Annotated in this window: 18 protein-coding genes; 8 read left to right on the top strand and 10 right to left on the bottom strand. The window is 63.6% G+C overall.

Going from position 1 to position 21214, the window contains the following annotated elements:
* Positions 1-81: 81 nt before the first annotated feature.
* On the bottom strand, positions 82-1890 hold the full coding sequence (oadA, locus tag ACIP21_RS06590; protein ID WP_400685381.1) for a sodium-extruding oxaloacetate decarboxylase subunit alpha: 1809 nt from the start codon (positions 1888-1890) through the stop codon (positions 82-84).
* 11 nt (positions 1891-1901) lie between these two features.
* Positions 1902-3317, bottom strand: coding sequence for an acetyl-CoA carboxylase biotin carboxylase subunit (locus ACIP21_RS06595; RefSeq protein ID WP_400685384.1), 1416 nt, complete (start codon positions 3315-3317; stop codon positions 1902-1904).
* A 190-nt stretch (positions 3318-3507) separates the two neighbouring features.
* Here ACIP21_RS06595 and ACIP21_RS06600 point away from each other — a divergent pair, with 190 nt between their 5' ends.
* Positions 3508-4470, top strand: a complete 963-nt coding sequence (locus ACIP21_RS06600; RefSeq protein ID WP_400685387.1) for a LysR family transcriptional regulator — start codon at positions 3508-3510, stop codon at positions 4468-4470.
* On the opposite strand, the gene ACIP21_RS06605 is transcribed toward ACIP21_RS06600, so the two are convergent.
* Entirely contained in the window at positions 4412-4630 is a 219-nt protein-coding gene (locus ACIP21_RS06605; protein ID WP_400685390.1) for a PA3496 family putative envelope integrity protein, read from the bottom strand. The two genes, ACIP21_RS06600 and ACIP21_RS06605, sit on opposite strands and share 59 nt — an antisense overlap.
* A 211-nt stretch (positions 4631-4841) precedes the next feature.
* Positions 4842-5708, bottom strand: a complete 867-nt coding sequence (gene hexR, locus ACIP21_RS06610) for a transcriptional regulator HexR (RefSeq protein WP_400685393.1) — start codon at positions 5706-5708, stop codon at positions 4842-4844.
* Between the two features lie 103 nt (positions 5709-5811).
* On the opposite strand from hexR, the gene zwf reads away from it, so the two are divergent.
* Together zwf and ACIP21_RS06620 are read left to right on the top strand one after the other, a co-directional pair.
* Positions 5812-7254: a glucose-6-phosphate dehydrogenase gene (gene zwf / locus ACIP21_RS06615; RefSeq protein WP_400685396.1), complete on the top strand. Its 1443-nt coding sequence runs from the start codon at positions 5812-5814 to the stop codon at positions 7252-7254.
* A gap of 88 nt (positions 7255-7342) precedes the next feature.
* Positions 7343-7648: a hypothetical protein gene (locus tag ACIP21_RS06620; protein ID WP_400685399.1), complete on the top strand. Its 306-nt coding sequence runs from the start codon at positions 7343-7345 to the stop codon at positions 7646-7648.
* 37 nt (positions 7649-7685) lie between these two features.
* Here ACIP21_RS06620 and ACIP21_RS06625 read toward each other — a convergent pair whose 3' ends face one another.
* Positions 7686-10046 carry a putative bifunctional diguanylate cyclase/phosphodiesterase gene (locus ACIP21_RS06625; protein ID WP_400685402.1) on the bottom strand — a complete coding sequence of 787 codons (2361 nt, stop codon included), beginning with the start codon at positions 10044-10046 and terminating at the stop codon, positions 7686-7688.
* A gap of 191 nt (positions 10047-10237) precedes the next feature.
* On the opposite strand from ACIP21_RS06625, the gene uvrD reads away from it, so the two are divergent.
* From uvrD to ACIP21_RS06640, 3 genes are all read left to right on the top strand, one after another.
* Entirely contained in the window at positions 10238-12427 is a 2190-nt protein-coding gene (uvrD, locus tag ACIP21_RS06630; RefSeq protein WP_400685405.1) for a DNA helicase II, read from the top strand.
* A 252-nt stretch (positions 12428-12679) separates the two neighbouring features.
* Positions 12680-13543 carry a Tim44 domain-containing protein gene (locus ACIP21_RS06635; protein WP_400685406.1) on the top strand — a complete coding sequence of 288 codons (864 nt, stop codon included), beginning with the start codon at positions 12680-12682 and terminating at the stop codon, positions 13541-13543.
* A gap of 114 nt (positions 13544-13657) precedes the next feature.
* Entirely contained in the window at positions 13658-14065 is a 408-nt protein-coding gene (locus tag ACIP21_RS06640; RefSeq protein WP_400685408.1) for an SMI1/KNR4 family protein, read from the top strand.
* 131 nt (positions 14066-14196) lie between these two features.
* Here the strand turns inward: ACIP21_RS06640 and ACIP21_RS06645 are convergent, their stop codons facing one another.
* Positions 14197-15957, bottom strand: coding sequence for a cation:proton antiporter (locus ACIP21_RS06645; RefSeq protein WP_400685409.1), 1761 nt, complete (start codon positions 15955-15957; stop codon positions 14197-14199).
* A gap of 334 nt (positions 15958-16291) precedes the next feature.
* Between ACIP21_RS06645 and ACIP21_RS06650 the strand changes: the two genes are divergently transcribed.
* A complete protein-coding gene (locus ACIP21_RS06650) occupies positions 16292-16780 on the top strand; it encodes an acyl-CoA thioesterase (protein ID WP_400685411.1) in 489 nt (162 codons plus the stop codon).
* Here the strand turns inward: ACIP21_RS06650 and pdxY are convergent.
* Positions 16777-17649 (bottom strand): pyridoxal kinase PdxY, encoded by an 873-nt coding sequence (gene pdxY / locus ACIP21_RS06655; protein WP_400685413.1) that lies wholly within the window; start codon positions 17647-17649, stop codon positions 16777-16779. The genes ACIP21_RS06650 and pdxY overlap by 4 nt on opposite strands.
* Positions 17650-17769: 120 nt before the next feature.
* On the opposite strand from pdxY, the gene ACIP21_RS06660 reads away from it, so the two are divergent.
* Positions 17770-18162: a DUF3301 domain-containing protein gene (locus ACIP21_RS06660; protein WP_400685416.1), complete on the top strand. Its 393-nt coding sequence runs from the start codon at positions 17770-17772 to the stop codon at positions 18160-18162.
* Between the two features lie 124 nt (positions 18163-18286).
* Here ACIP21_RS06660 and ACIP21_RS06665 read toward each other — a convergent pair whose 3' ends face one another.
* From ACIP21_RS06665 to zigA, 3 genes are read right to left on the bottom strand one after another with little or no spacing between them, the layout of a single operon-like run.
* The gene (locus ACIP21_RS06665) at positions 18287-19255 is read right to left on the bottom strand and encodes a CobW family GTP-binding protein (protein ID WP_400685419.1); all 969 of its coding nucleotides are present in this window, start codon (positions 19253-19255) and stop codon (positions 18287-18289) included.
* 39 nt (positions 19256-19294) lie between these two features.
* The gene (locus tag ACIP21_RS06670; protein ID WP_400685422.1) at positions 19295-19921 is read right to left on the bottom strand and encodes a DUF1826 domain-containing protein; all 627 of its coding nucleotides are present in this window, start codon (positions 19919-19921) and stop codon (positions 19295-19297) included.
* The gene (gene zigA, locus ACIP21_RS06675; protein ID WP_400685424.1) at positions 19918-21126 is read right to left on the bottom strand and encodes a zinc metallochaperone GTPase ZigA; all 1209 of its coding nucleotides are present in this window, start codon (positions 21124-21126) and stop codon (positions 19918-19920) included. The genes ACIP21_RS06670 and zigA overlap by 4 nt, the downstream gene beginning before the upstream one ends.
* Between the last annotated feature and the right edge of the window lie 88 nt (positions 21127-21214).

A 21214-nucleotide genomic window follows, 5' to 3' on the forward strand; every position in this document is an offset into this window, starting at 1 on the left:
CACAGGCAAGCAAATTCGAGAGAAAAAAAGGGGAGCATCCGCTCCCCAGAGGTTAACCGCTTGTAGATGAGCGCTTGAGAATCAGCCCTCGATCTCGATCAGGATCTCGCCCGGCGTCACGCGATCGCCCTTGGCCACGTGGATGGCCACGACCTTGCCGGCGATGGCCGCCTGCACTTCGGTCTCCATCTTCATCGCCTCGGTGATCAGCACGGCCTGGCCGGCCTTGACCACATCGCCTTCCTTGACCAGCACATCGACGATGTTGCCCGGCATGGTGGTGCTGACGTGGCCCGGCGCGCTGGCCTGCTTGCGCTTGCTGCTGCCGCCGCCGACGAACTCGTTGAGCGGCTCGAACACCACTTCTTCCGGCATGCCGTCGATCGACAGGTAGAAGTGGCGCTTGCCCTCGGCCTTCACGCCCACGCCGGTGATGTCGACGCGGTAGGTTTCGCCGTGCACGTCGATGACGAACTCGGTCGGCACGCCTTCACCCCCCGGGGCCGCCACAGCGCCGGCTTCCGGGATCGGCAGCAGGGCTTCCGGGGTCAGGGTGCCGGCTTCGCGCTCCTCGAGGAACTTGCGCCCGATGTCCGGGAACATGGCGAAGGTCAGCACGTCCTCCTCGCAACGGGCCAGGGCGCCGATGTCGGCACGCAGCTTGGACATCTCCGGCTTGAGCAGGTCGGCCGGGCGCACGTCGATCACTTCCTCGCTGCCGATCGCCTGGCGGCGCAGCTGCTCGTTGACCACGCCCGGGGCCTTGCCGTAACCGCCTTGCAGGTACAGCTTCACCTCGTTGGTGATGGTCTTGTAGCGCTCGCCGGCCAGCACGTTGAAGAACGCCTGGGTGCCGACGATCTGCGAGGTCGGCGTCACCAGCGGCGGGAAGCCGAGGTCTTCACGCACGCGCGGGATCTCGGCCAGCACTTCGTTCATGCGGCTCAGGGCGCCCTGCTCCTTGAGCTGGTTGGCCAGGTTGGAAATCATCCCGCCCGGCACCTGGTTGACCTGCACGCGGGTGTCCACGGCGGTGAACTCGCTCTCGAACTGGTGGTACTTCTTGCGCACGGCGTAGAAGTACAGGCCGATTTCCTGCAGCAGCTCCAGGTCAAGGCCGGTGTCGAACTCGCTGCCCTTGAGCGCGGCGACCATCGACTCGGTGCCTGGGTGGCTGGTACCCCAGGCGAAGCTGGAGATCGCGGTGTCGATGTGGTCGGCGCCGTTTTCCACCGCCTTGAGCTGGCACATGGCAGCCAGGCCGGCGGTGTCGTGGGAATGGATGAACACCGGCAGCGACTGCTCGGCCTTCAGCGCCCTGACCAGCTCGCCGGTAGCGAACGGGGTCAGCAGGCCGGCCATGTCCTTGATCGCGATCGAATCGCAACCCATGGCTTCCATCTGCTTGGCCTGGGCCACGAAGGCGTCGATGGTGTGCACCGGGCTGACGGTGTAGGCGATGGTGCCCTGGGCGTGCTTGCCGGCGGCCTTGACCGCCTCGATGGCCACGCGCAGGTTACGCACGTCGTTCATGGCGTCGAAGATGCGGAACACGTCGATGCCGTTGACCGCGGCCTTGGCGACGAAGGCCTTGACCACATCGTCGCTGTAGTGACGGTAGCCGAGCAGGTTCTGGCCGCGCAGGAGCATTTGCAGGCGCGTGTTGGGCAACGCATTGCGCAGCTTGCGCAGGCGCTCCCACGGGTCTTCCTTGAGGAAGCGCACGCAGGCGTCGAAGGTGGCACCGCCCCACACTTCCAGCGACCAGTAGCCGACCTTGTCGAGCTTGTCGCAGATCGGCAGCATGTCTTCGGTGCGCATGCGGGTGGCCAGCAGGGACTGGTGGGCGTCGCGCAGGATCGTGTCGGTGACGTGGATTTTCTTGGACATTATGGGGTTCCTCACAGGCCTGCGTGGGCGGCGATGGCGGCGGCGATGGCCAGGGCCAGCTCTTCGGGTTTGCGCTTGATCGAGTAGTTGGTCAGTTCCGGGTGGCTTTCGACGAAGCTGGTGTTGAACTGGCCGCTACGGAATTCCGGATTGCGCAGGATTTCCTGGTAATACGCGGCGGTGGTCTTCACCCCTTGCACGCGCATGTCGTCCAGGGCCCGCAGGCCGCGGTCCATGGCTTCTTCCCAGGTCAACGCCCAGACCACCAGCTTCAGGCACATGGAGTCGTAGAACGGCGGAATGGTGTAGCCGGTGTAGATCGCCGTGTCGGTGCGCACGCCCGGGCCGCCGGGGGCGTAGTAACGGGTGATCTTGCCGAAGCTGGGCAGGAAGTTGTTTTTCGGGTCTTCGGCGTTGATGCGGAACTGCAACGCGTAGCCACGGTGCTGGATGTCTTCCTGCTTGACCGACAGCGGCAAACCCGAAGCGATGCGGATCTGTTCGCGAACGATGTCGATGCCGGTGATTTCCTCGGTGATGGTGTGTTCCACCTGCACCCGGGTGTTCATTTCCATGAAGTACACTTCGCCATCGGCGAGCAGGAACTCCACGGTACCGGCGTTCTCGTAGTTCACCGCCTTGGCCGCGCGCACCGCCAGGTCGCCGATGTAGGCGCGCTGTTCGGGGGTCAGCTGCGGGCTTGGGGCGATTTCGATAAGCTTCTGGTTGCGGCGCTGGATCGAACAGTCGCGCTCGAACAGGTGCACCACGTTGCCGAAGCTGTCACCGAGGATCTGTGCCTCGATGTGCTTGGGGTTGACGATGCACTTTTCCAGGAACACTTCGGCCGAGCCGAAGGCCTTGGTGGCTTCGGAAATCACCCGTGGGAAGTTCTGTTCCAGCTCTTCACGGCTGTTGCAGCGGCGGATACCACGGCCGCCACCGCCGGAAGTGGCCTTGAGCATGACCGGGTAACCAATGCGGTCACCTTCGCTCAGGGCTTCGTGAATATCGGCGACGTTGCCTTCGGTGCCCGGAGTCACCGGCACACCGGCCTTGATCATGGTGCGGCGAGCTTCGGTCTTGTCGCCCATGCGGCGGATGACCTCGGCGGCCGGGCCGATGAACTTGATTCCGCGCTCGGCACAGATCTCCGCCAATTCGGCGTTTTCCGACAGGAAACCGTAACCCGGATGCAAGGCGTCACAGCCGGTTTCCACAGCCAGGTTGACCAGCTTGCGCGGGTTCAGGTAGCCGGCCAGCGGCTCGGCACCGATGCTGTAGGCCTCGTCGGCACGCTTGACGTGCAAGGCGTGACGGTCGGCGTCGGAATAGATCGCGACAGAGCGAATGCCCATCTCGGCGCAGGCACGCACGATTCGAACTGCGATTTCACCCCGGTTGGCGATCAGGATTTTTTTTATCACTGGATTCTTCCCAAAGCCCGTAGGAACAGACGACCCGGTTGTACCGGTCGGCGCGTGACCAGACGTTGCTGGCCAGTCGCGTATTCACCCTAGCGCCTGGGCACGATAAACAAAAATCAATATTTGTTAGGGGCTCTATTAGCAAAAGCTTATAGTTCGGTAACAAGGTATTGCCGAAGAGCCGATAAAAATGCGTAAGTCCTTGATGCGTATGACATTGCGTCAGTTGCAGGTCTTCAACGAGGTATGCGATTTACGCTCGTACAGCCGGGCGGCGGAGGAAATGTCGCTGACACAACCCGCGGTCAGCCTGCAGATCCGCCAGCTCGAGGAACTGATCGGCCAGCCGCTGTTCGAGTACGTCGGCAAGAAGCTCTACCTGACCGAAGCGGCCGAAGCGCTGCAACGCGCCAGCCGCGACATCTTCGGCCGCCTTGAGAGCCTCGACATGCAGCTGTCGGACATGCAGGGTTCACTGCAGGGGCAGTTGAAGCTGGCGATCGAGTCCAGCGCCAAGTACTTCGTGCCACACCTGTTCGCCGCCTTCAAGCAGCGTCACCCGGAGGTCAACCTGACCCTCACCGTGGTCAACCGTGCCCAGGCGATCCGCCGCCTTTCCGACAACCGCGACGACCTGATCATCATGTCGATGGTGCCCCAGGACATGGGCCTGGAGTTCCTGCCGTTCCTCAACAATCCGATCGTCGCCGTGGCGCCGTCGGAGCACCCGCTGTGCAAGCTCGAGCAACTGCGCCTGCAGGACCTGGAGCCTCATACGCTGTTGGTCCGCGAGCAGGGCTCGGGCACGCGCAAGGCCTGCGAGGAGTACTTCAAGGACAAGCGCGTGCACTTTACCCAGACCTTGGAAGTGGCCTCGGCCGACGCCCAGCGCGAGTGCGTGATCGCCGGCCTGGGCATCGCCCTGCTGACCCGCCATGCGGTGAACATGGAGCTGGCCACGGGGATGCTCAGGGAACTGCCGGTGGACGAATTGCCGCTGTACCGCAGTTGGTGCGTGGTGCAGGCCAAGGCCAAACGGCAGTCGCCGGTAGCCCTGGCCTTTCTGGCGTTCATCCGCAGCGAACGTGCGTTGATCAGCGCGATTGTTGAGCGTTTTTCGGGGAAGTTGCCGCCGACGCCTGCCACACCGTGAGCTCTTGCAGGTCAGGGTAATCCACCAGGTCGCGAAGCAGTTGACGCTGGTCGCAGTAGCTTTCGATCGCACGGCGGTATTCCATGCGTCGCTGGTCCTTTTCCTGCTGCTTGCGAGCTTTGGCGCTGGGTTGGTACGTACCGTCGAAGTCACGAGCCATGGCCTGTCTCCCAGATAGGATGCGGGAGTTTCAGACTGGCCCTGGGGGTTTACGGTTTGGCTGAGGAATGGTGACAAAACCGTGAAATCTGACAGCCTGCACCGGCGCTTTCGCGGGCAAGCCCGCTCCCACAGGGGAAGCGCCGAACCCGAAGAACTCAACAATCCTGTGGGAGCGGGCTTGCCCGCGAAAGCGCCAGCACAGGCTTACATCAGTCGTCGGTAGCCTTGATCGACTTGGGCGACAAACGCAAGCTGCGCAAGCTGCGCTTCACGCTCTTCAAGTGATTGACCAGGCTCGGCCCACGGGCCATGGCCACGCCCATGGCCAGCACGTCGATCACCACCAGGTGGGCGATCCGCGAGGTCAACGGGGTATAGATCTCGGTGTCTTCATGCACATCGATCGCCAGGTTGACGCTGGAGAGCTCTGCCAAGGGGGTCTGGCTGGGGCACAAGGTAATCAGCGTGGCACCGCTTTCACGCACCAGGTTGGCGGTGATCAGCAGGTCCTTGGAACGCCCCGACTGGGAAATGCACACCGCCACGTCACCCGGTTTCAGGGTCACTGCCGACATCGCCTGCATGTGCGGGTCGGAGTATGCCGCGGCGCTGAGCAGCAGGCGGAAGAACTTGTGCTGGGCATCGGCAGCCACCGCGCCGGACGCACCAAAACCATAGAACTCCACACGCTGCGCCTTGGCCATGGCGCTCACGGCCTGTTGCAGGGCATGCGGGTCCAGGTGCTCGCGCACTTCCATCAGGGTGTGCAGGGTGGTGTCGAAGATCTTCAGGCTGTAGTCGGCGACCGAGTCGTCTTCATGAATCGCGAACTGGCCGAAACTGGCGCCGGCCGCCAGGCTCTGCGCCAGCTTCAACTTGAGGTCCTGGAAGCCCGAACAGCCGATCGCCCGGCAGAAGCGCACGATGGTCGGCTCGCTGATGCCCACGCTGTGCGCCAGGTCGGCCATCGAGCTGTGCATGACGGCAGCCGGGTCCAGCAGCACGTGGTCGGCCACTTTCAGTTCCGATTTGCGCAGCAGGTGGCGCGATTGGGCGATATGTTGCAACAGATTCACGGGCTGGACTCGGTTATGATCGGCTGGCCGGGATGTAGCTTTCTTGTAGTTATACTACATGGACGCCAACCCGCCCAGTTAAACGAACGTGGAGAGTGGTGGTTTGACGATCCCTTGCGACATCCTGGTGTTCGGTGGCACCGGTGACCTGGCCCTGCACAAACTGCTGCCGGCGCTCTATCACCTGTACCGCGAGGCACGCCTGAACAACGCCGTGCGCATCATCGCCCTCGCCCGCCGCGCCATCAGCCGCGACCAGTACCTCACGCTCGCCGAACGCCACTGCCGGGCGCAAGTCGCCCGCCAGGATTTCGAGGAAGAAGTGTGGCAGCGTTTTTCCGCGCGCCTGGACTACTTCCCCATGGACGCCGCGCAAAGCGCCGACTTCGGCCGCCTGGCGCGCTACCTCGGCGAGCCTGGAGGGCTCACGCGCGTCTACTACCTGGCCACCGCGCCCCACCTGTTCGTGCCCATCGCCAACCACCTGCGCATCGCCGGGCTGGCCGACAACGAAGCACGCATCGTGCTGGAAAAACCCATCGGCCACTCACTGGCTTCGGCCACTGCCATCAACGAAGCGATCGGCGCGGTGTTCGACGAATCCCAGGTGTTCCGCATCGATCACTACCTGGGCAAGGAAACCGTGCAGAACCTCATGGCCCTGCGCTTCGCCAACGCCCTGCTGGAACCGGTGTGGCGCAACGGCCAGGTCGACCATGTGCAGATCAGCGTCTGCGAAACCCTCGGCGTGGAAAACCGCGGCAGCTACTACGACCGCGCCGGCGCGACCCGCGACATGCTGCAGAACCACCTGCTGCAGCTGCTGTGCCTGGTGGCCATGGAGCCACCCGCTCAGTTCGAGGCCGAAGCGGTGCGCGACGAAAAGGTGAAGATCCTCCGCGCCCTCAAGCCGATCACCGGCCAGGACGTGCAGGACAAGACCGTGCGCGGCCAGTACGGCAGCGGTCACATCGGCGGCCAGGAAGTGCCGGCCTACTACTTCGAAAAGGACGTGGACAACGACAGCGACACCGAAACGTTCGTCGCCGTGCACGCCCACATCGACAACTGGCGCTGGGCCGGCGTGCCCTTCTACTTGCGCACCGGCAAGCGCATGGCGCGGCGCTCGTCGCAGATCGTCATCCAGTTCAAGCCGGTGCCCCACGAACTGTTCAACGGCGGCCAGGTCAACCAGTTGCTGATCCAGTTGCAGCCGGAGGAGCGCATCAGCCTGCGCATGATGACCAAGAGCCCCGGCAAGGGCATGCGCCTGGAGCCGGTCGACCTGGACCTGAACCTGGCCCAGGTGTTCAGCCAGACCCGCCGCTGGGAGGCCTATGAGCGCCTGCTGCTGGATATCCTGGAAGGCGACTCGACGCTGTTCATGCGCCGTGACGAGGTAGAGGCGGCCTGGGCCTGGGTCGACCCGATCATCAAGGGCTGGGAAGAACACTTCCAGGCACCCCGCCACTACGCCGCCGGCAACAACGGCCCGGAGCAGGCCAACAGCCTGCTGGCACGCCATGGCAGGCATTGGCATGGATGAATCACTTCATGCTGACGTCGCCCCCCTTGGGTGCGTGAAGGTGACCTCGCTGTAACGTCACCTCCATGTCTGCCAAAGGAGTTCGAGCATGATCAATGTAGAAAACTTGATTGCCGTCAATGATAAACGTAACGGCCAGAACCGCTTCAAAGTCTACGGAACCGTAACAGTCGACAACCCTGGTATCACTCCCGTTCTCCGCGAGCCCACCCGGCGCCACCGGGGCGCTTGGGAAGTGCTTCAACTGGAACTGGTGGATGACGGCGGCATCACCTTGCAGGTGCTGACGGAAAAGACCGTTCATTTCGAGCGTGAAGGGGCCAGCATCTGGGGAATGGTCGAGATCAACTACCCAGGCGGTACAGGCCACATCAAGATCGTGACCCTGGACTGATACGCTGAAGCCAGGCAGCTCGATGGGCTGCCTGGCTTCATGCCTGCCAACTCGCGGCTACCCTCTCGCGGAACTCAGGCTCGGGGACCGGCCGGCTGATCAGGTAACCCTGCACCTCATCGCAGCCCTGCTCACGCAGGAGCGCCAGCTGCTCTGGCGTTTCCACCCCTTCGGCCACCACCTTCAACCCCAGGCTGCCAGCCATGGTGATGATCGCCGTGGTGATGGCTGCATCCTGGCTACCCACCTGCAGGCCGCGAATGAAGGCCTGGTCGATCTTCACGTAATCCACGGGCAGACGCTTCAGGTAGCTGAGCGATGAATAGCCAGTGCCGAAGTCGTCGATGGCCAGTTTCACACCCAGCCCATGCAACTGCTGGAAGGTCGTGATGATGTGCTCGACGCTGTCCAGCAACTGGCTCTCGGTCAGTTCCAGCTCCAGCAGGTGCGGGGCCAGGCCGGTTTCCTCCAGCACCTGGCGCACCAGGCTGACCAGCTTGCCCTGGCGCAGCTGGTACACCGACAGGTTGACCGACACCCGCACTTCCAGCCCTTCCCCCCGCCACTCGCAGGCTTGCTGGCAGGCACGGCGCAGCACGAACTCGCCCATCGGCGCGATCAGCCCGGTTTCCTCGGCCAGGCCGATGAACTCGCCGGGCGGCACCATGCCCCGCTGCGGGTGCTGCCAGCGCACCAGGGCTTCGGCCGCATGCAGGCGGCCGGTCTGCAGGCACAGCTTGGGTTGGTAGTAGACCAGCAACTGCCCCTCATCGATGGCCTTGCGCAACTGGTTTTCCAGCTGCAGGCGCTCCAGGGTGCTGGTGCGCAGGCTCTCGGTGTAGAACTGGAAGTTGTCGCCGCCCAGGTGCTTGGCGTGCTGCTTGGCCATGTCGGCCTGACTGACCAGGGTATCGACGTCCAGCGTGGCCTCGGTGAGCATGCTGATCCCCACCGAAGCACTCATCACCACTTCATGGTCGTCCAGCCGCTGCGGCACACGCAGCTTGTTCAGCAGCCGGGTGGTGACCCGCACCAGGCTCGACAGGCTGCTGTAGCCATCGAACAGCACGGCGAACTCGTCGCCGGACAGCCGCGCCACGGTATCGGCCTCGGGCACCGCGCCGGCGATGCGCCGGGCGATCTTCTGGATCAACTGGTCTGCCAGCTCATGGCCCAGGCTTTCGTTGAGCAGCTTGAAGCGGTCCAGGTCGATGTGCAGCAAGGCCAGGCTGCGCCCGGTGTGGCGTACGCGCCGGCTGGCTTCGAGCAGGCGCAGGCGGAACAGCGCACGGTTGGCCAGGCCGCTCAGTTCGTCGTAGTGCGCCAGGTAGCGCAGGCGCTCTTCGGAGGCCCGGCGCGCCGAAAGGTCGGTGAAGAAGCCGACCACCTGCGTCAACTGGCCTGCGGTATCCCGCACGGCGGTCAGGCGCAGCCATTGCGGGTGCAGCGCGCCCTGCTGGCGGGATTCCACCAGCTCGCCCTGCCAGGCACCTTGCAGGTGCAGCGCCTGTTCGATCACCTGGCTGTAGCGGCGAGCGTCACTGCTGCACGCGAGCTCGAAGAATTCCCGCCCCAGCAGCTGCGAACGGTCATGGCCCGTCATCTGACAGTAGGCGTGGTTGACCGCCAGCACCACGTAACTCGCGCTGAGGATGGCGATGCCATCGTTGCTCGCCTCGAACACCGTGGCGGCCAGGCGCTGCTGCTCTTCCAGCGCCTTCTGTGCCGAGATGCGCTGCAGGTCCTGGTTGAGCACCTGATTCTGGAAACGCCGCACCAGGCTGCGGTCGAGCAAGCGGTTGACCTGCCAGGCCACCACCATCAGCGCCGCCAGCAGGATCAGCCCGAGCCAGCCCCAGCCACGCTGCAGGCCCGCGTCGAAATAGAACAGGAAGGCCACCGGCGGCAGCAGGCAGGGCAAGGCGAAGCTGAGGAAAGCCGGCAGGCTCACGGCGTAGGCGATGCTGGCGCTCAGGGTCGCCATGCCCAGCAAGCCGAAAACCCAGGCCTGCTGCACGAAGTTGTCCACCGGTACCAGGGCGATGGCGGCGCACGCCAGGGTCAGGCCGCTGAATGCCGAACCGAACAGGAACATGCGCCGCCAGGCCGGGCTGGCCTGGCGCTGCGCCGAAGCCGCGTCGAACGCCGCCACCTGGATCACCCGCAGGGCCACCAGCGCCAGCAGCCAGACCAGCCACACGGCCACCAGCAGATAGCGCGCAGGGCTCCACAACAGCCAGGCACACAACAGGCCGTTGACCAGCATGAACAGCGTGGGCAGCAATGAGCCCTGATAGAGCAGGCGGGTTCGCTCGACGGACAGCTGGGTGGCGAATAGCCTGCGCACGTTCCTTGTCATTTCCGGTGACGCTCCGGTCACCGTGCATTCCTGGGTCATGGCGCTGATTCTTGTAGAGTTCTTGTTATGGTCGGCACTGAACGAGCAGCGATCTTACACAAACCGTGCGAATCACCAAACTGCTCCAGATCATCTTTCATGGCGGCATGCCGATGAGTGGCACCGGCCCAGGGTGAATATTTATACAGTGGGTGTTTGCCCCGTCACCGGCCTCCCCCTAGAATGGCCGGATGCACACAGATGACCTCTCCCTCCTGCTGAACTCTCTCAACGATGCCCAACGCCAGGCCGTCGCGGCCACGCTCGGGCGTCAGCTGGTGCTTGCTGGCGCCGGCTCCGGTAAAACCCGCGTGCTGGTGCACCGCATCGCCTGGCTGATCCAGGTCGAGCAGGCCTCGCCGCATTCGATCCTGTCGGTGACTTTCACCAACAAGGCGGCCGCCGAGATGCGCCAGCGGATCGAACAGCTGCTAGGCATCAACCCGGCCGGCATGTGGGTGGGCACCTTCCACGGCCTGGCGCACCGCCTGTTGCGGGCGCACTGGCAGGAAGCGCGGCTGGTGCAGAACTTCCAGATCCTCGACAGCGACGACCAGCAGCGCCTGATCAAGCGGGTGATGCGCGAACTCGGCCTCGACGAGCAGAAATGGCCGGCGCGCCAGGCCCAGTGGTTCATCAACGGGCAGAAGGACGAAGGCCTGCGCCCGCAGCATATCCAGGCCAGCGGCGACCTGTTCCTGCAAACCATGCGTGATGTCTACAGCGCCTACGAACAGGCCTGCGAGCGCGCCGGGGTCATCGACTTCTCCGAGCTGCTGCTGCGTGCCCTCGACCTGTGGCGCGACCATCCCGGCCTGCTCGAGCACTACCAGCGGCGTTTCCGCCACCTGCTGGTGGACGAGTTCCAGGACACCAACGCCGTGCAGTATGCCTGGCTGCGCCTGCTGGCCGGCAAGCACGGCGGCAGCCTGATGGCGGTGGGCGACGACGACCAGTCGATCTACGGCTGGCGCGGCGCCAAGATCGAGAACATCCACCAGTACACCGCCGACTTCCCTGACGCCGAGATGATCCGCCTGGAGCAGAACTACCGCTCCACCGGCGGCATCCTCAAGGCCGCCAACGCGCTGATCGCCAACAACAGCGGGCGCCTGGGCAAGGAACTGTGGACCGACATGGGCGAAGGCGAACCGCTGACCCTGTACGCGGCCTACAACGAGCACGACGAAGCGCGCTACGTGGTCGAGACCATCGAGAGCCTGATCAAGCAAGGCAACGCGCGCAGCGACATCGCCATTCTCTACCGCTCCAACGCCCAGTCGCGGGTGCTGGAAGAGGCCCTGCTGCGCGAGCGCATTCCTTACCGCATCTATGGCGGCCAGCGCTTCTTCGAGCGCGCCGAGATCAAGAACGCCATGGCTTACCTGCGCCTGATCGAGGGCCGCGGCAACGACGCGGCGCTGGAGCGGGTGATCAACGTGCCGCCGCGCGGCATCGGCGAAAAAACCGTCGAGGCCATTCGCGAGCATGCCCGCCACAGCCAGCTGTCGATGTGGGAGGCCATGTGCCAACTGCTCGCCAACAAGGCCCTCAAAGGCCGCGCCGCCAGTGCCCTGGGTGCCTTCATCGAACTGATCGAAGGCCTCGCCGGCAAGGTTGCGGACATGCCGCTGCACACCATGACCCAGACCGCCATCGAGCAGTCCGGCCTGATCATCTATCACCAGGAAGAAAAGGGTGAAAAGGGCCAGGCACGGGTAGAAAACCTTGAGGAACTGGTCAGCGCCGCGCGCAACTTCGAAACCAGCGAAGACGACGCCGACCTGTCGCCGCTGTCGGCCTTCCTCGGCCATGCCTCGCTGGAAGCCGGCGACGCCCAGGCCGACGAGCACGAAGACAGCATCCAGCTGATGACCCTGCACAGCGCCAAGGGCCTGGAGTTCCCGTTCGTGTTCCTGGTGGGCATGGAAGAAGGCCTGTTCCCGCACAAGATGAGCCTGGAAGAACCCGGCCGCCTGGAAGAGGAACGTCGCCTGGCCTACGTGGGCATCACCCGGGCCATGCGCCAGCTGATCATGACCTACGCCGAGACCCGACGCCTGTATGGCAGCGAAACCTACAACAAGGTTTCGCGTTTCGTACGTGAGATTCCGAGCGAGCTGGTCCAGGAAGTGCGCCTGTCGAACAGTGTCAGCCGCCCCTTCGGCGGCGCGCAGAGCACCTCGTCGAGCAACCTGTTCGCCAATGCCGCCATTCCGCAGACCGCCTTCAGCCTCGGCCAGCGCGTGCAGCACGCGGTGTTCGGCGAAGGGGTAATCCTCAACTTCGAGGGCTCCGGCGCCCAGGCGCGGGTGCAGGTCAACTTTGCCGAAGGCAGCAAATGGCTCATGCTGGGCTACGCCAAGCTCGAGGCCCTTTGAACACGGTCCTGTAGGAGCGGCCTTGCGTCGCGAATGGGCTGCGGAGCAGCCCCGGCAATCTGTGCGTTTGCGCTGAAATCCCGGGGCTGCTCCGCAGCCCTTTCGCGACGCAAGGCCGCTCCTACAAGGGCAGCATCAACCCAATCGCTGTAACATTCAGGCAAAAGCTGGAAACATCTTGTCGCTGGTCATGTGCCCTGGAACCTGTGCACCATGACGCGCGTGCAATCCACAACAGGGGAAATCCCATTTATGCAACGTTTTCTTAGCATCGCACTGGCGCTCTGCGTCGGCCTGACGCTGAGCCTGGACGCCAACGCCAAGCGTTTCGGCGGTGGCAAGAGCTCGGGCGCCGCGCCTATCCACCAGACCCGCCAGGCCGCACCCGCCTCGCCGACCTCGCCTGCTGCCGCAGCCACCGCCCCAGGCCGTGCACCGGCCGCCGCCAGCGGTGCTTCGCGCTGGCTGGGCCCTCTCGCCGGCCTCGCCGCCGGTGGCCTGCTGGCCTCCATGTTCATGGGTGACGGCTTCCAGGGCATGCAGATCATGGACTTCCTGATCATGGGCCTGATCGCCTTCCTGGTGTTCCGCTTCATTGCCGCACGCCGTCGCCAGCAGCAGCCGCAAATGGCCGCACCAGGCCACGCGCCGTTCCAGCGTGAAGCCCACGGCCAGGCCGCCCAGCCGTCGGCCTTCGGTGGTGCTGCCGCGCCTGCCGCTGCCGCCGCGCCAGCGATCAACGCCCCGGCATGGTTCAACGAGCAGAGCTTCCTGGCCGCCGCCCGCAGCCACTTCCAGGCGCTGCAGCAGCACTGGGATGCCAACGAGATGGACAAGATCGCCGAGTTCGTCACCCCGCAGATGCTCGAGTTCCTCAAGCGTGAGCGTGCCGACCTGGGCGACGGCTTCCAGTCCACCTACATCGACAACCTCGATGTACAACTGGACGGTGTCGATGATCGCGCCGACCGCACCGACGCCACCCTGACCTTCCGTGGCGTGTCGAAGACCTCGCGCTTCGACCAGGGCGAAGCCTTCAGCGAAAGCTGGCACATGGTTCGCGCCCAGGGCGACAACCAGCCTTGGCTGGTCGCCGGTATCCGTCAAAACGGCTAACCGACGCACGTTGCACAAAAAACCCCGGGCCTGTCCCGGGGTTTTTGCTTTTGCCAGACTGGGCTACTAGGGTATAACGCGCAGCGTTGTCATCAAGGTCAGAGGATGTGAACCGTGGAAGAAGTGATCGAACAACTCCGTGAAGCCAATGAGCCCGTACCGGTGCCTCTGGAGCTTCCCGACGAGGACCAGCTGGTAGAGATCGAGGAACAGCTGTTCATCAACATTCCGTTCGTGTTCAAGGAGTTTCTGCTGACTGTCAGCGACGTGGTGTACGGCTCGCTGGAGCCGGTGACCTGCACCGACCCGCAGTCGCACACCTACCTGCCCGACGTCGCCGCCAACGCCTGGGATGCCGGTGTACCGCGCGACCTGGTGCCGCTGTGCCAGGACGGCAGCAACTACTACTGCGTCGAGGAAGACGGCACCGTGGTGCTGTGGGATGGCGACGAGGAAGCCGTGGGCGAGGACAGCTGGGAGTCGGTGTGGCACTGGGCCCGGGACGTGTGGCTGGAAAGCTGAAACACTCACAACAATTAATGGCCACATGCCATTAATGTGATTAAAATCGCCAGGCTTTCTGCGCCTGGCGACATCGCTACCGCTCCATCCCCTCGGACGACGGTGAAATCTTGCGCAGGGAGCATGCCCCCTCAGTGCGAGTGATCGCGGCTGTTCTCCAGCGTCTCCAGCAAGGCGATCTGCATGCGCGAGTGCACGCGGATGAACCAGCGCCACAACAACGCCACCACCCCCGCCGCCACCACCGCGATGATCAGCAGCAACTCGCTGGTCGGCAGGATGCTCGCCGACAAGGCCGAGAGCAGCAGGAAGATCACCAGCAACGAGAGCAGCGGAATCACCTCGGCAACCACACGGCGCACGCGCTGGGTATGCCGCCCGGCCATTTCCGGCTTCACCCCCATCTCCGCCAGCAGCATCGACAGTGCCTTGAGCTTGCGGTACGCCGCGATCAGGAACGGCAGCGACAGCAGCAGCGCCGCGCCCCAGATCAGCGCCTTCTGCTGGCTGATATCGGTGACCCACTCGCTGAGCCACGCGCCGATGCGCCCGGCAAAGTAACCGCCACTGAAGAAGATCGCGATCACCAGCGCCAGGTTGACCCCGACCTGCAGCAGGATGCGCCGGATCATCGCTGCCAGCATGGCACTCTCACCCTGCGGCTGGATATTGCGCAGCCACTCCCCATACAGCGACAGCACCCGGCCCAGACGCTGCGGCATGACTTTGCCGAGCTTCAGTGAGAGTGGGTCGGCGGCGCGGATCAGGTAGGGCGTCAGCAGCGTGGTGATGGCCGATACGGCCACCGCGACCGGGTAGAGAAAGTCGCTGGTGACCTGCAGTGTCATCCCCAGCGCCGCGATAATGAAGGAAAACTCGCCGATCTGTGAAAGACCCATGCCCACCCGCAGCGACGTGCGACCATCGTTGCCGGCGATGAACGCGCCCATGCCGCAAGAGAGCATCTTGCCCAGCACCACCGCCAGGGTGATGACCACGATCGGCCAGGCGTAGTCGACCAGCACCTGGGGGTCGATCATCAGGCCGATGGCGACGAAGAAGATCGCGCTGAACAGGTCGCGCACCGGCTCGATCAGCCGCTCGATCTTCAGCAGCTGGCGCGACTCGGCCATGATCGCGCCGATCAGGAAGGCACCCAGCACCATGCTGTATTCCAGCTTCACCACCAGCAGGCAGAAGCCGAAGCACAGCCCCAGCACAGTGATCAGCAACATCTCGTTGCTCTCGAATTTCGCCACGTAGGCCAGCAGCCGTGGCACCAGCAGGATGCCGATGACCAGCGCGACGATCATGAACAGCGACAGCTTGCCGACCGTGGAGAACACCTCGCCGGAGCTGACCGTGCCGCTGACGGCGATACCCGAAAGCAGCGCGATGATGCCGATGCCGAGGATGTCCTCGACGATCAGCACGCCGAAGATCAGCTGGGCGAAGCGCTCGTTCTTCATCTTCAGGTCGTTCAGCGCCTTGACGATGATGGTGGTCGAGGAAATCGCCAGGATCGCGCCGAGGAACAGCGAATCCATGGTGTTCCAGCCGAACCAGCGGCCGATCTCGAAGCCGATCCAGATCATCAGGACGATTTCCAGGAACGCCGCGATGAACGCCGTGGCACCGACCTTGAACAACTTGCGCAGGCTGAACTCCAGGCCCAGGCAGAACATCAGGAAGATCACCCCCAGCTCGGCCAGGGTCTTGATCGTGTCTTCGTCGTGAATCAGCCCGAACGGCGGGGTGTGCGGGCCGATGATGAAGCCGGCGACGATGTAGCCCAGCACAACCGGCTGCTTGAGGCGATGGAAGAGGATCGTCACCACGCCGGCGACCAGCATGATCACTGCCAGGTCCTGGATGAAACTGATGGCATGCATGGCGCGATACTCCTTTTCGACGTGTGCTGGATGCCCGGGCAGACCGCTCCTCTGCCAAGGCCAAGCCAAGCGAGCAGCAAGTACATACTGTATTGAGAACAGGAAAGCCCACTGTGCGTGGGCGTACTCAGGGTAACATCGCACCCCGCCACAAAAAGCCGGTGCAATATGTGGAAACAGATCGGCTGATCCGTCGTCTTCGATGACTGGATCGGCGTGACGATGGAGCGTCCGGCAACGTCCCGTAAACCAGCAAGGCAAACCTTCAAGAGGGGAAATAGAAGTGTCAGCAGATGCCCGCCCCGATTCAGCGCAACCAAACCGTGAGCACACTATGGAACCTGGAAACGCCCAGCTGAGCATGACCGTCCTGATGACCCCGGACATGGCCAACTTTTCTGGCAACGTACATGGCGGCACCCTGCTCAAGTACCTGGACGAAGTGGCCTATGCCTGCGCCAGCCGCTATGCCGGCAGCTACGTGGTGACCCTGTCGGTCGACCAGGTGATCTTCCGCGAGCCGGTGCATGTCGGTGAGCTGGTGACCTTCCTGGCCTCGGTCAACTACACCGGCAACACCTCCATGGAGGTGGGCATCAAGGTGGTCACCGAAAACATCCGCGAGCGCTCGGTGCGCCATTCCAACAGCTGCTTCTTCACCATGGTCGCGGTCGACGACAACCGTCGCCCGGTGCCGGTACCGCCGCGCCAGCCGCAGTCCAGCGAAGAGAAACGCCGCTTCCTGCAGGGCCAGCAGCGCCGCCAGATTCGCCAGGAGCTGGAAAAACGCTACCAGGACCTGAAGACCGACGACGCGGTCTAGGCCGCCAGGCGCTGCGCCTCGAAGCGCACCCGCGGATGGGCGATGCGATCCTGGGCCCGCACCAGCTGCAGCTCGTAGCTGGCGCAGGCCTGGGTTTCCAGCAGCACCTCGTGCACGGCTGCGGCGCTGAACTCGAACGCCTGCAGCCAGTTGTCCCCCAGCAGCACGCGGGCCAGGAACAGCCCCGAGGTCAGGTCGCCGACGCCCACCGGCTGACGGGGAAAAGCCAGCAACGGGCGGCGCAGGTGCCAGCTCTCGTCGGCGGTGACCATCAGCATCTCGAACATGCCTTCATCTCGTCCCGGATAGGCCAGGTGCTTGACCAGCACCACCCGTGGGCCACGCGCCAGCAGGCTGCGCGCCATGCCCACGCAGTCTTCCAGCGACTGCGCACGGCGACCGCAGAAGCTGTCCAGTTCAAGCTGGTTGGGGCAGAGGATGTCGGCCTTGGCGACTGCTTCCTCGAGGAGGAAGTCGCTGACCTCCTGGGGCACGATACAGCCCTTCTCTGCATGCCCCATGACCGGGTCGCACAGGTACAGCGCCTTCGGGTTCACGGCCTTGATCCGCTCGACCCCCGCCAGGATCGCCCGGCCCTGTTCGGCACTGCCCAGGTAGCCGGACAGCACGGCATCGCAATTGCCCAGTTCGCCGATGTTGGCAATGCCTTCCACCAATGCAGGAATTTGCGCCGGAGCAAGCACATCGCCCGCCCACTGGCCATACTGAGTGTGATTGGAAAACTGCACGGTATTGAGCGGCCACACATTGACCCCGATACGCTGCATGGGAAACACCGCGGCGCTGTTGCCGGCGTGGCCGAAGACCACGTGGGACTGGATGGCGAGCAGGTGCGGGGTACGTTTCATACAAGGGTTTTCCAAAGCGGTTTCAAGGATTGTGCGTCGCGCAGTATGAACTCGATTGCCACCTGTACGACAGGCCAGGGACGCAGTTAAGCTGATTCCAACTGTTTGGAGCATATGTGAATGTTGACCCTGGAGAATCTCTTCGTCCTGATGTTGGTGGCTACCGCAGGCGCTTGGTTATGGCACAACCATGGGCTGCGCGAGAAAGCCCTGGAGCGGGTCAAACAGCATTGCGCCAAGCTTGACCTGGAACTGCTCGACGATGCCGTGGCGCTCAAGCGCATCGGATTCATCCGCGATGCCAATGGCAGGAAGCGCCTGGCCCGGGTCTATGCCTTCGAGTTCACCGTGACCGGCGAGCAGCGCCACCCCGGCACCGTGACCCAGTTCGGCGCCCACAGCATGCAGATCGAGCTGGCGCCCTATCCGTTCGAGATCAAGACCCCGCCGCGCACCGACAATGTGATCGAGATGCAGCAGTGGCGGCAGGAGCACAATCGCTGGCGTAACTGATTCGCGGCGTCACACTCAAGCGATACACAGCCCCCTTGTGGGAGCGGGTTCACCCGCGAATGCGTCAGTGGCTTCAAAGCCGCATTCGCGGGTAAACCCGCTCCCACAGGGCAGACGATTGCCTCTAGATCAGGCACTCAGCCAGCGCCAGTTCAAGCGGAAGTTCCATCTGGGCCTGCTCGAAGATCAGCTCGATCCGGCTGTCCTTGCGCCACTCACTCGGCTGCCACTGCGGCAAGTCACCCGCCAGCCCATTGAATGATTGCCATCCTTCGGCGCTGTGGATAACTCCCTTCGCCCGCTTCCACCCCACGCTGGCGAGAAACACCTGCAAGCGCTGTGGACTAAATTTCTGGCTAGGGTGCCAACGCCATCCGATACTCCAACCCCCCTCTCCAGCCTGGGCCGAACAAATCGGCCGGGACGGATCTATCCACAGGGCTTCAGACCCTGTGGACACCTCTGCATCGGCAAGTTTATTCACAGAAATGTCATCCATATGACTTGTGGATGAAACAGGAAGCGATTCCAGCTCGACCCCGCCCTGTTTGGCCCAAACCCTGTGGAAATAAAAAAACTCTTTATCTATCAACAACTTGATAACTTCATCCACAGCATCGGCTTTGTTCAGCACCACCAGCGCAGCAGAGGCCATGGCTTGGCGCTGAGCCTCTGGCAAAGGCTCGCCCCGAGCCAGTGCCTGAGCATCCAGGACCATGACCAGCGGCTGCACCGCCAGCACGCCAACCCAGGGCGCCAGCCTCAACTGGTTCAGCAACTGCAACGGATGGCCCAGCCCGGAAGGTTCGATGAACAATCGATCCGGCCGTGCCTTGCGCAGCAGCCGGCCCAAGCCAACCTGGAAGGGTGTGCCGTTGACACAGCACAGGCACCCGCCCGCCACTTCGCCAATGGCGATGCCGTCCTCGTCGCGGCTGAGCAAGGCGGCATCCAGGCCGACCTGGCCAAACTCGTTGACCAGCACGGCCCACCGTTCGCCGGCCGGGCGCTGGGCCATCAGTTGGCGGATCAGGCTGGTCTTGCCGGCGCCCAGCGGGCCTGCGATGACATGGGCGGGGATGTTCTGCAGCATGGGATCACTTCAAGGCGGAGTTCCCCTCACTATGCCCCGTCATGCCAACCAGTCAAGGCTGAGCAGCAGGCGTGGCCGGTCGCTGGCCGGCGAGCGGTGGATAAGCCCGGCACCTTCGTTGCCCAGCCATTTCTCCCCTTTCAGCAGCGCCACATCGCCTGCCTGCAAGGTACGGATGTTATCCACAGGTGCCGGCGCCAAGTGCAAGCCAACCCGCTCTATCGCGCCTTCCTCCAGCCATTCGCTACCCGCGCCGACGTAAGTGGTGAGCAAGCGCAACGGCACCTTATCCACATGGAAGCGCGGACACATGGCGCCAGTCAGCACCCGCAGGCGCAGGCCCACCCGGCGCGCACCGAGCAGGCAGGTGTAGGCGCTGACCAGCCACTTCACATCGGCGACGAAGCCTTCGTAACCATGCAGGTCCGCGGCCTCCTGCAACAGGCCGGGCAACAGCGGCGGCTCATGCTCGCTGACATCGAGCACACGCTGGTCACTGAACGATTGGCCAAGGTTGATGGCCAGTGCCGCGAAGTCCTCCACCTGTGCCGGCAAGCGCCGCTGCCAGACCGCCAGGTTAATGCCGTCCTGGAAAATTTCCGCCAGGATTCCAGGAGAATCACCCTGCACCTGACGGATATCCACAGGCTTGAAGGCAAGGTTCATGCTGCCTCCTCGGCATGCCAGGGGCCAAACGGGTCTTCGAGCCGCAGCCAGCCCATCGGCCCGAGCTGCATTTCCTCTTCGCTCAGCAGGCAGGCGTCCAGCTCTGTGGATAACCGCGCGAAGTCGATGTTTTGGCCGATGAATACCAGTTCCTGGCGGCAGTCCCCGGCTTCGGCTGTCCAGTGCCTGAGGATGTCGGCGCTGCTCTGTTCGTCCTGCGGCCAGTGCTCACGTGGCACGAAACGCCACCAACGGCCGGCCAGGCCATGGCGCATCATGCCGCCGGCCTGGGACCAGCTGCCGGCTTCCTGGAACTTGCTGGCCAGCCAGAAGAAGCCCTTGGAGCGCAGCAACCGGCCATTGCTCCAGGTGCTGTGGATAAAGTCGAAGAAGCGCTGCGGATGCAATGGCTTGCGTGCCGTCCAGGTGGTCGCGGCGATGCCGTACTCTTCGGTTTCGGGAATGTGTTCACCGCGCAGTTCCTGAAGCCAGCCTGGCGCCTGGGCTGCCTGGTCGAAATCGAACAGGCCGGTGTCGAGGATCCGCGCCAGCGGCACCTGGCCCATGACCATCGGCACGATCTGCGCACGGGCGTTGAGGCTGCGCAGTATGGCGGTGAGCTCCTCGCGCTCGTGCTGGCCGATCAGATCGATCTTGCTCAGCAGCAGCACATCAGCGAACTCGACCTGCTCGATCAGCAGGTCGCTGATCGAGCGCTCGTCATCCTCGCCCAGGGTCTCGCCGCGGCTGGCCAGGCTGTCGGCTGCCTGGTAATCGCGCAGGAAGTTGAGGCCGTCGACGACCGTGACCATGGTGTCCAGCCGCGCCATGTCGGACAGGCTGCGGCCCTGCTCGTCGCGGAAGGTGAAGGTCTCGGCCACCGGCAGTGGCTCGGAGATGCCGGTGGACTCGATCAGCAGGTAATCGAAACGGCCTTCCTCGGCCAGCCGTGCGACCTCTTCCAGCAGGTCTTCGCGCAGGGTGCAGCAGATGCAGCCGTTGCTCATCTCCACCAGTTTTTCCTCGGCGCGGTTCAGGCTGACATTGCGCTGCACCTCGCTGGCGTCGATGTTGATTTCACTCATGTCGTTGACGATCACCGCCACCCGAAGGTTGTCGCGGTTACGCAGCACATGGTTGAGCAAGGTGCTCTTGCCGGCGCCGAGGAAGCCGGAGAGCACAGTGACGGGTAGACGATTGGACATGGCAAAACCTCTTCAGGCGAGCGCATTCGAAACGATGCATTGCACAATGTTATAAAGTAACAATACAATTTCGCCAAGTCGCACTCGT

It is taken from the genome of Pseudomonas sp. NPDC089401 (assembly GCF_044749485.1).
In the GTDB taxonomy this organism is placed as follows: Bacteria; Pseudomonadota; Gammaproteobacteria; order Pseudomonadales; family Pseudomonadaceae; genus Aquipseudomonas.

Coding starts and splice junctions, on each gene's coding strand:
- ACIP21_RS06670 (WP_400685422.1), bottom strand. CDS start 19,921: ATGAACCTTGCCTTCAAGCCTGTGGATATCCGTCAGGTGCAGGGTGAT.
- ACIP21_RS06620 (WP_400685399.1), top strand. CDS start 7,343: ATGATCAATGTAGAAAACTTGATTGCCGTCAATGATAAACGTAACGGC.
- uvrD (WP_400685405.1), top strand. CDS start 10,238: ATGCACACAGATGACCTCTCCCTCCTGCTGAACTCTCTCAACGATGCC.
- zigA (WP_400685424.1), bottom strand. CDS start 21,126: ATGTCCAATCGTCTACCCGTCACTGTGCTCTCCGGCTTCCTCGGCGCC.
- ACIP21_RS06645 (WP_400685409.1), bottom strand. CDS start 15,957: ATGCATGCCATCAGTTTCATCCAGGACCTGGCAGTGATCATGCTGGTC.
- ACIP21_RS06665 (WP_400685419.1), bottom strand. CDS start 19,255: ATGCTGCAGAACATCCCCGCCCATGTCATCGCAGGCCCGCTGGGCGCC.
- ACIP21_RS06660 (WP_400685416.1), top strand. CDS start 17,770: ATGTTGACCCTGGAGAATCTCTTCGTCCTGATGTTGGTGGCTACCGCA.
- ACIP21_RS06635 (WP_400685406.1), top strand. CDS start 12,680: ATGCAACGTTTTCTTAGCATCGCACTGGCGCTCTGCGTCGGCCTGACG.
- ACIP21_RS06625 (WP_400685402.1), bottom strand. CDS start 10,046: ATGACCCAGGAATGCACGGTGACCGGAGCGTCACCGGAAATGACAAGG.
- ACIP21_RS06600 (WP_400685387.1), top strand. CDS start 3,508: ATGCGTAAGTCCTTGATGCGTATGACATTGCGTCAGTTGCAGGTCTTC.
- oadA (WP_400685381.1), bottom strand. CDS start 1,890: ATGTCCAAGAAAATCCACGTCACCGACACGATCCTGCGCGACGCCCAC.
- pdxY (WP_400685413.1), bottom strand. CDS start 17,649: ATGAAACGTACCCCGCACCTGCTCGCCATCCAGTCCCACGTGGTCTTC.
- ACIP21_RS06605 (WP_400685390.1), bottom strand. CDS start 4,630: ATGGCTCGTGACTTCGACGGTACGTACCAACCCAGCGCCAAAGCTCGC.
- ACIP21_RS06650 (WP_400685411.1), top strand. CDS start 16,292: ATGGAACCTGGAAACGCCCAGCTGAGCATGACCGTCCTGATGACCCCG.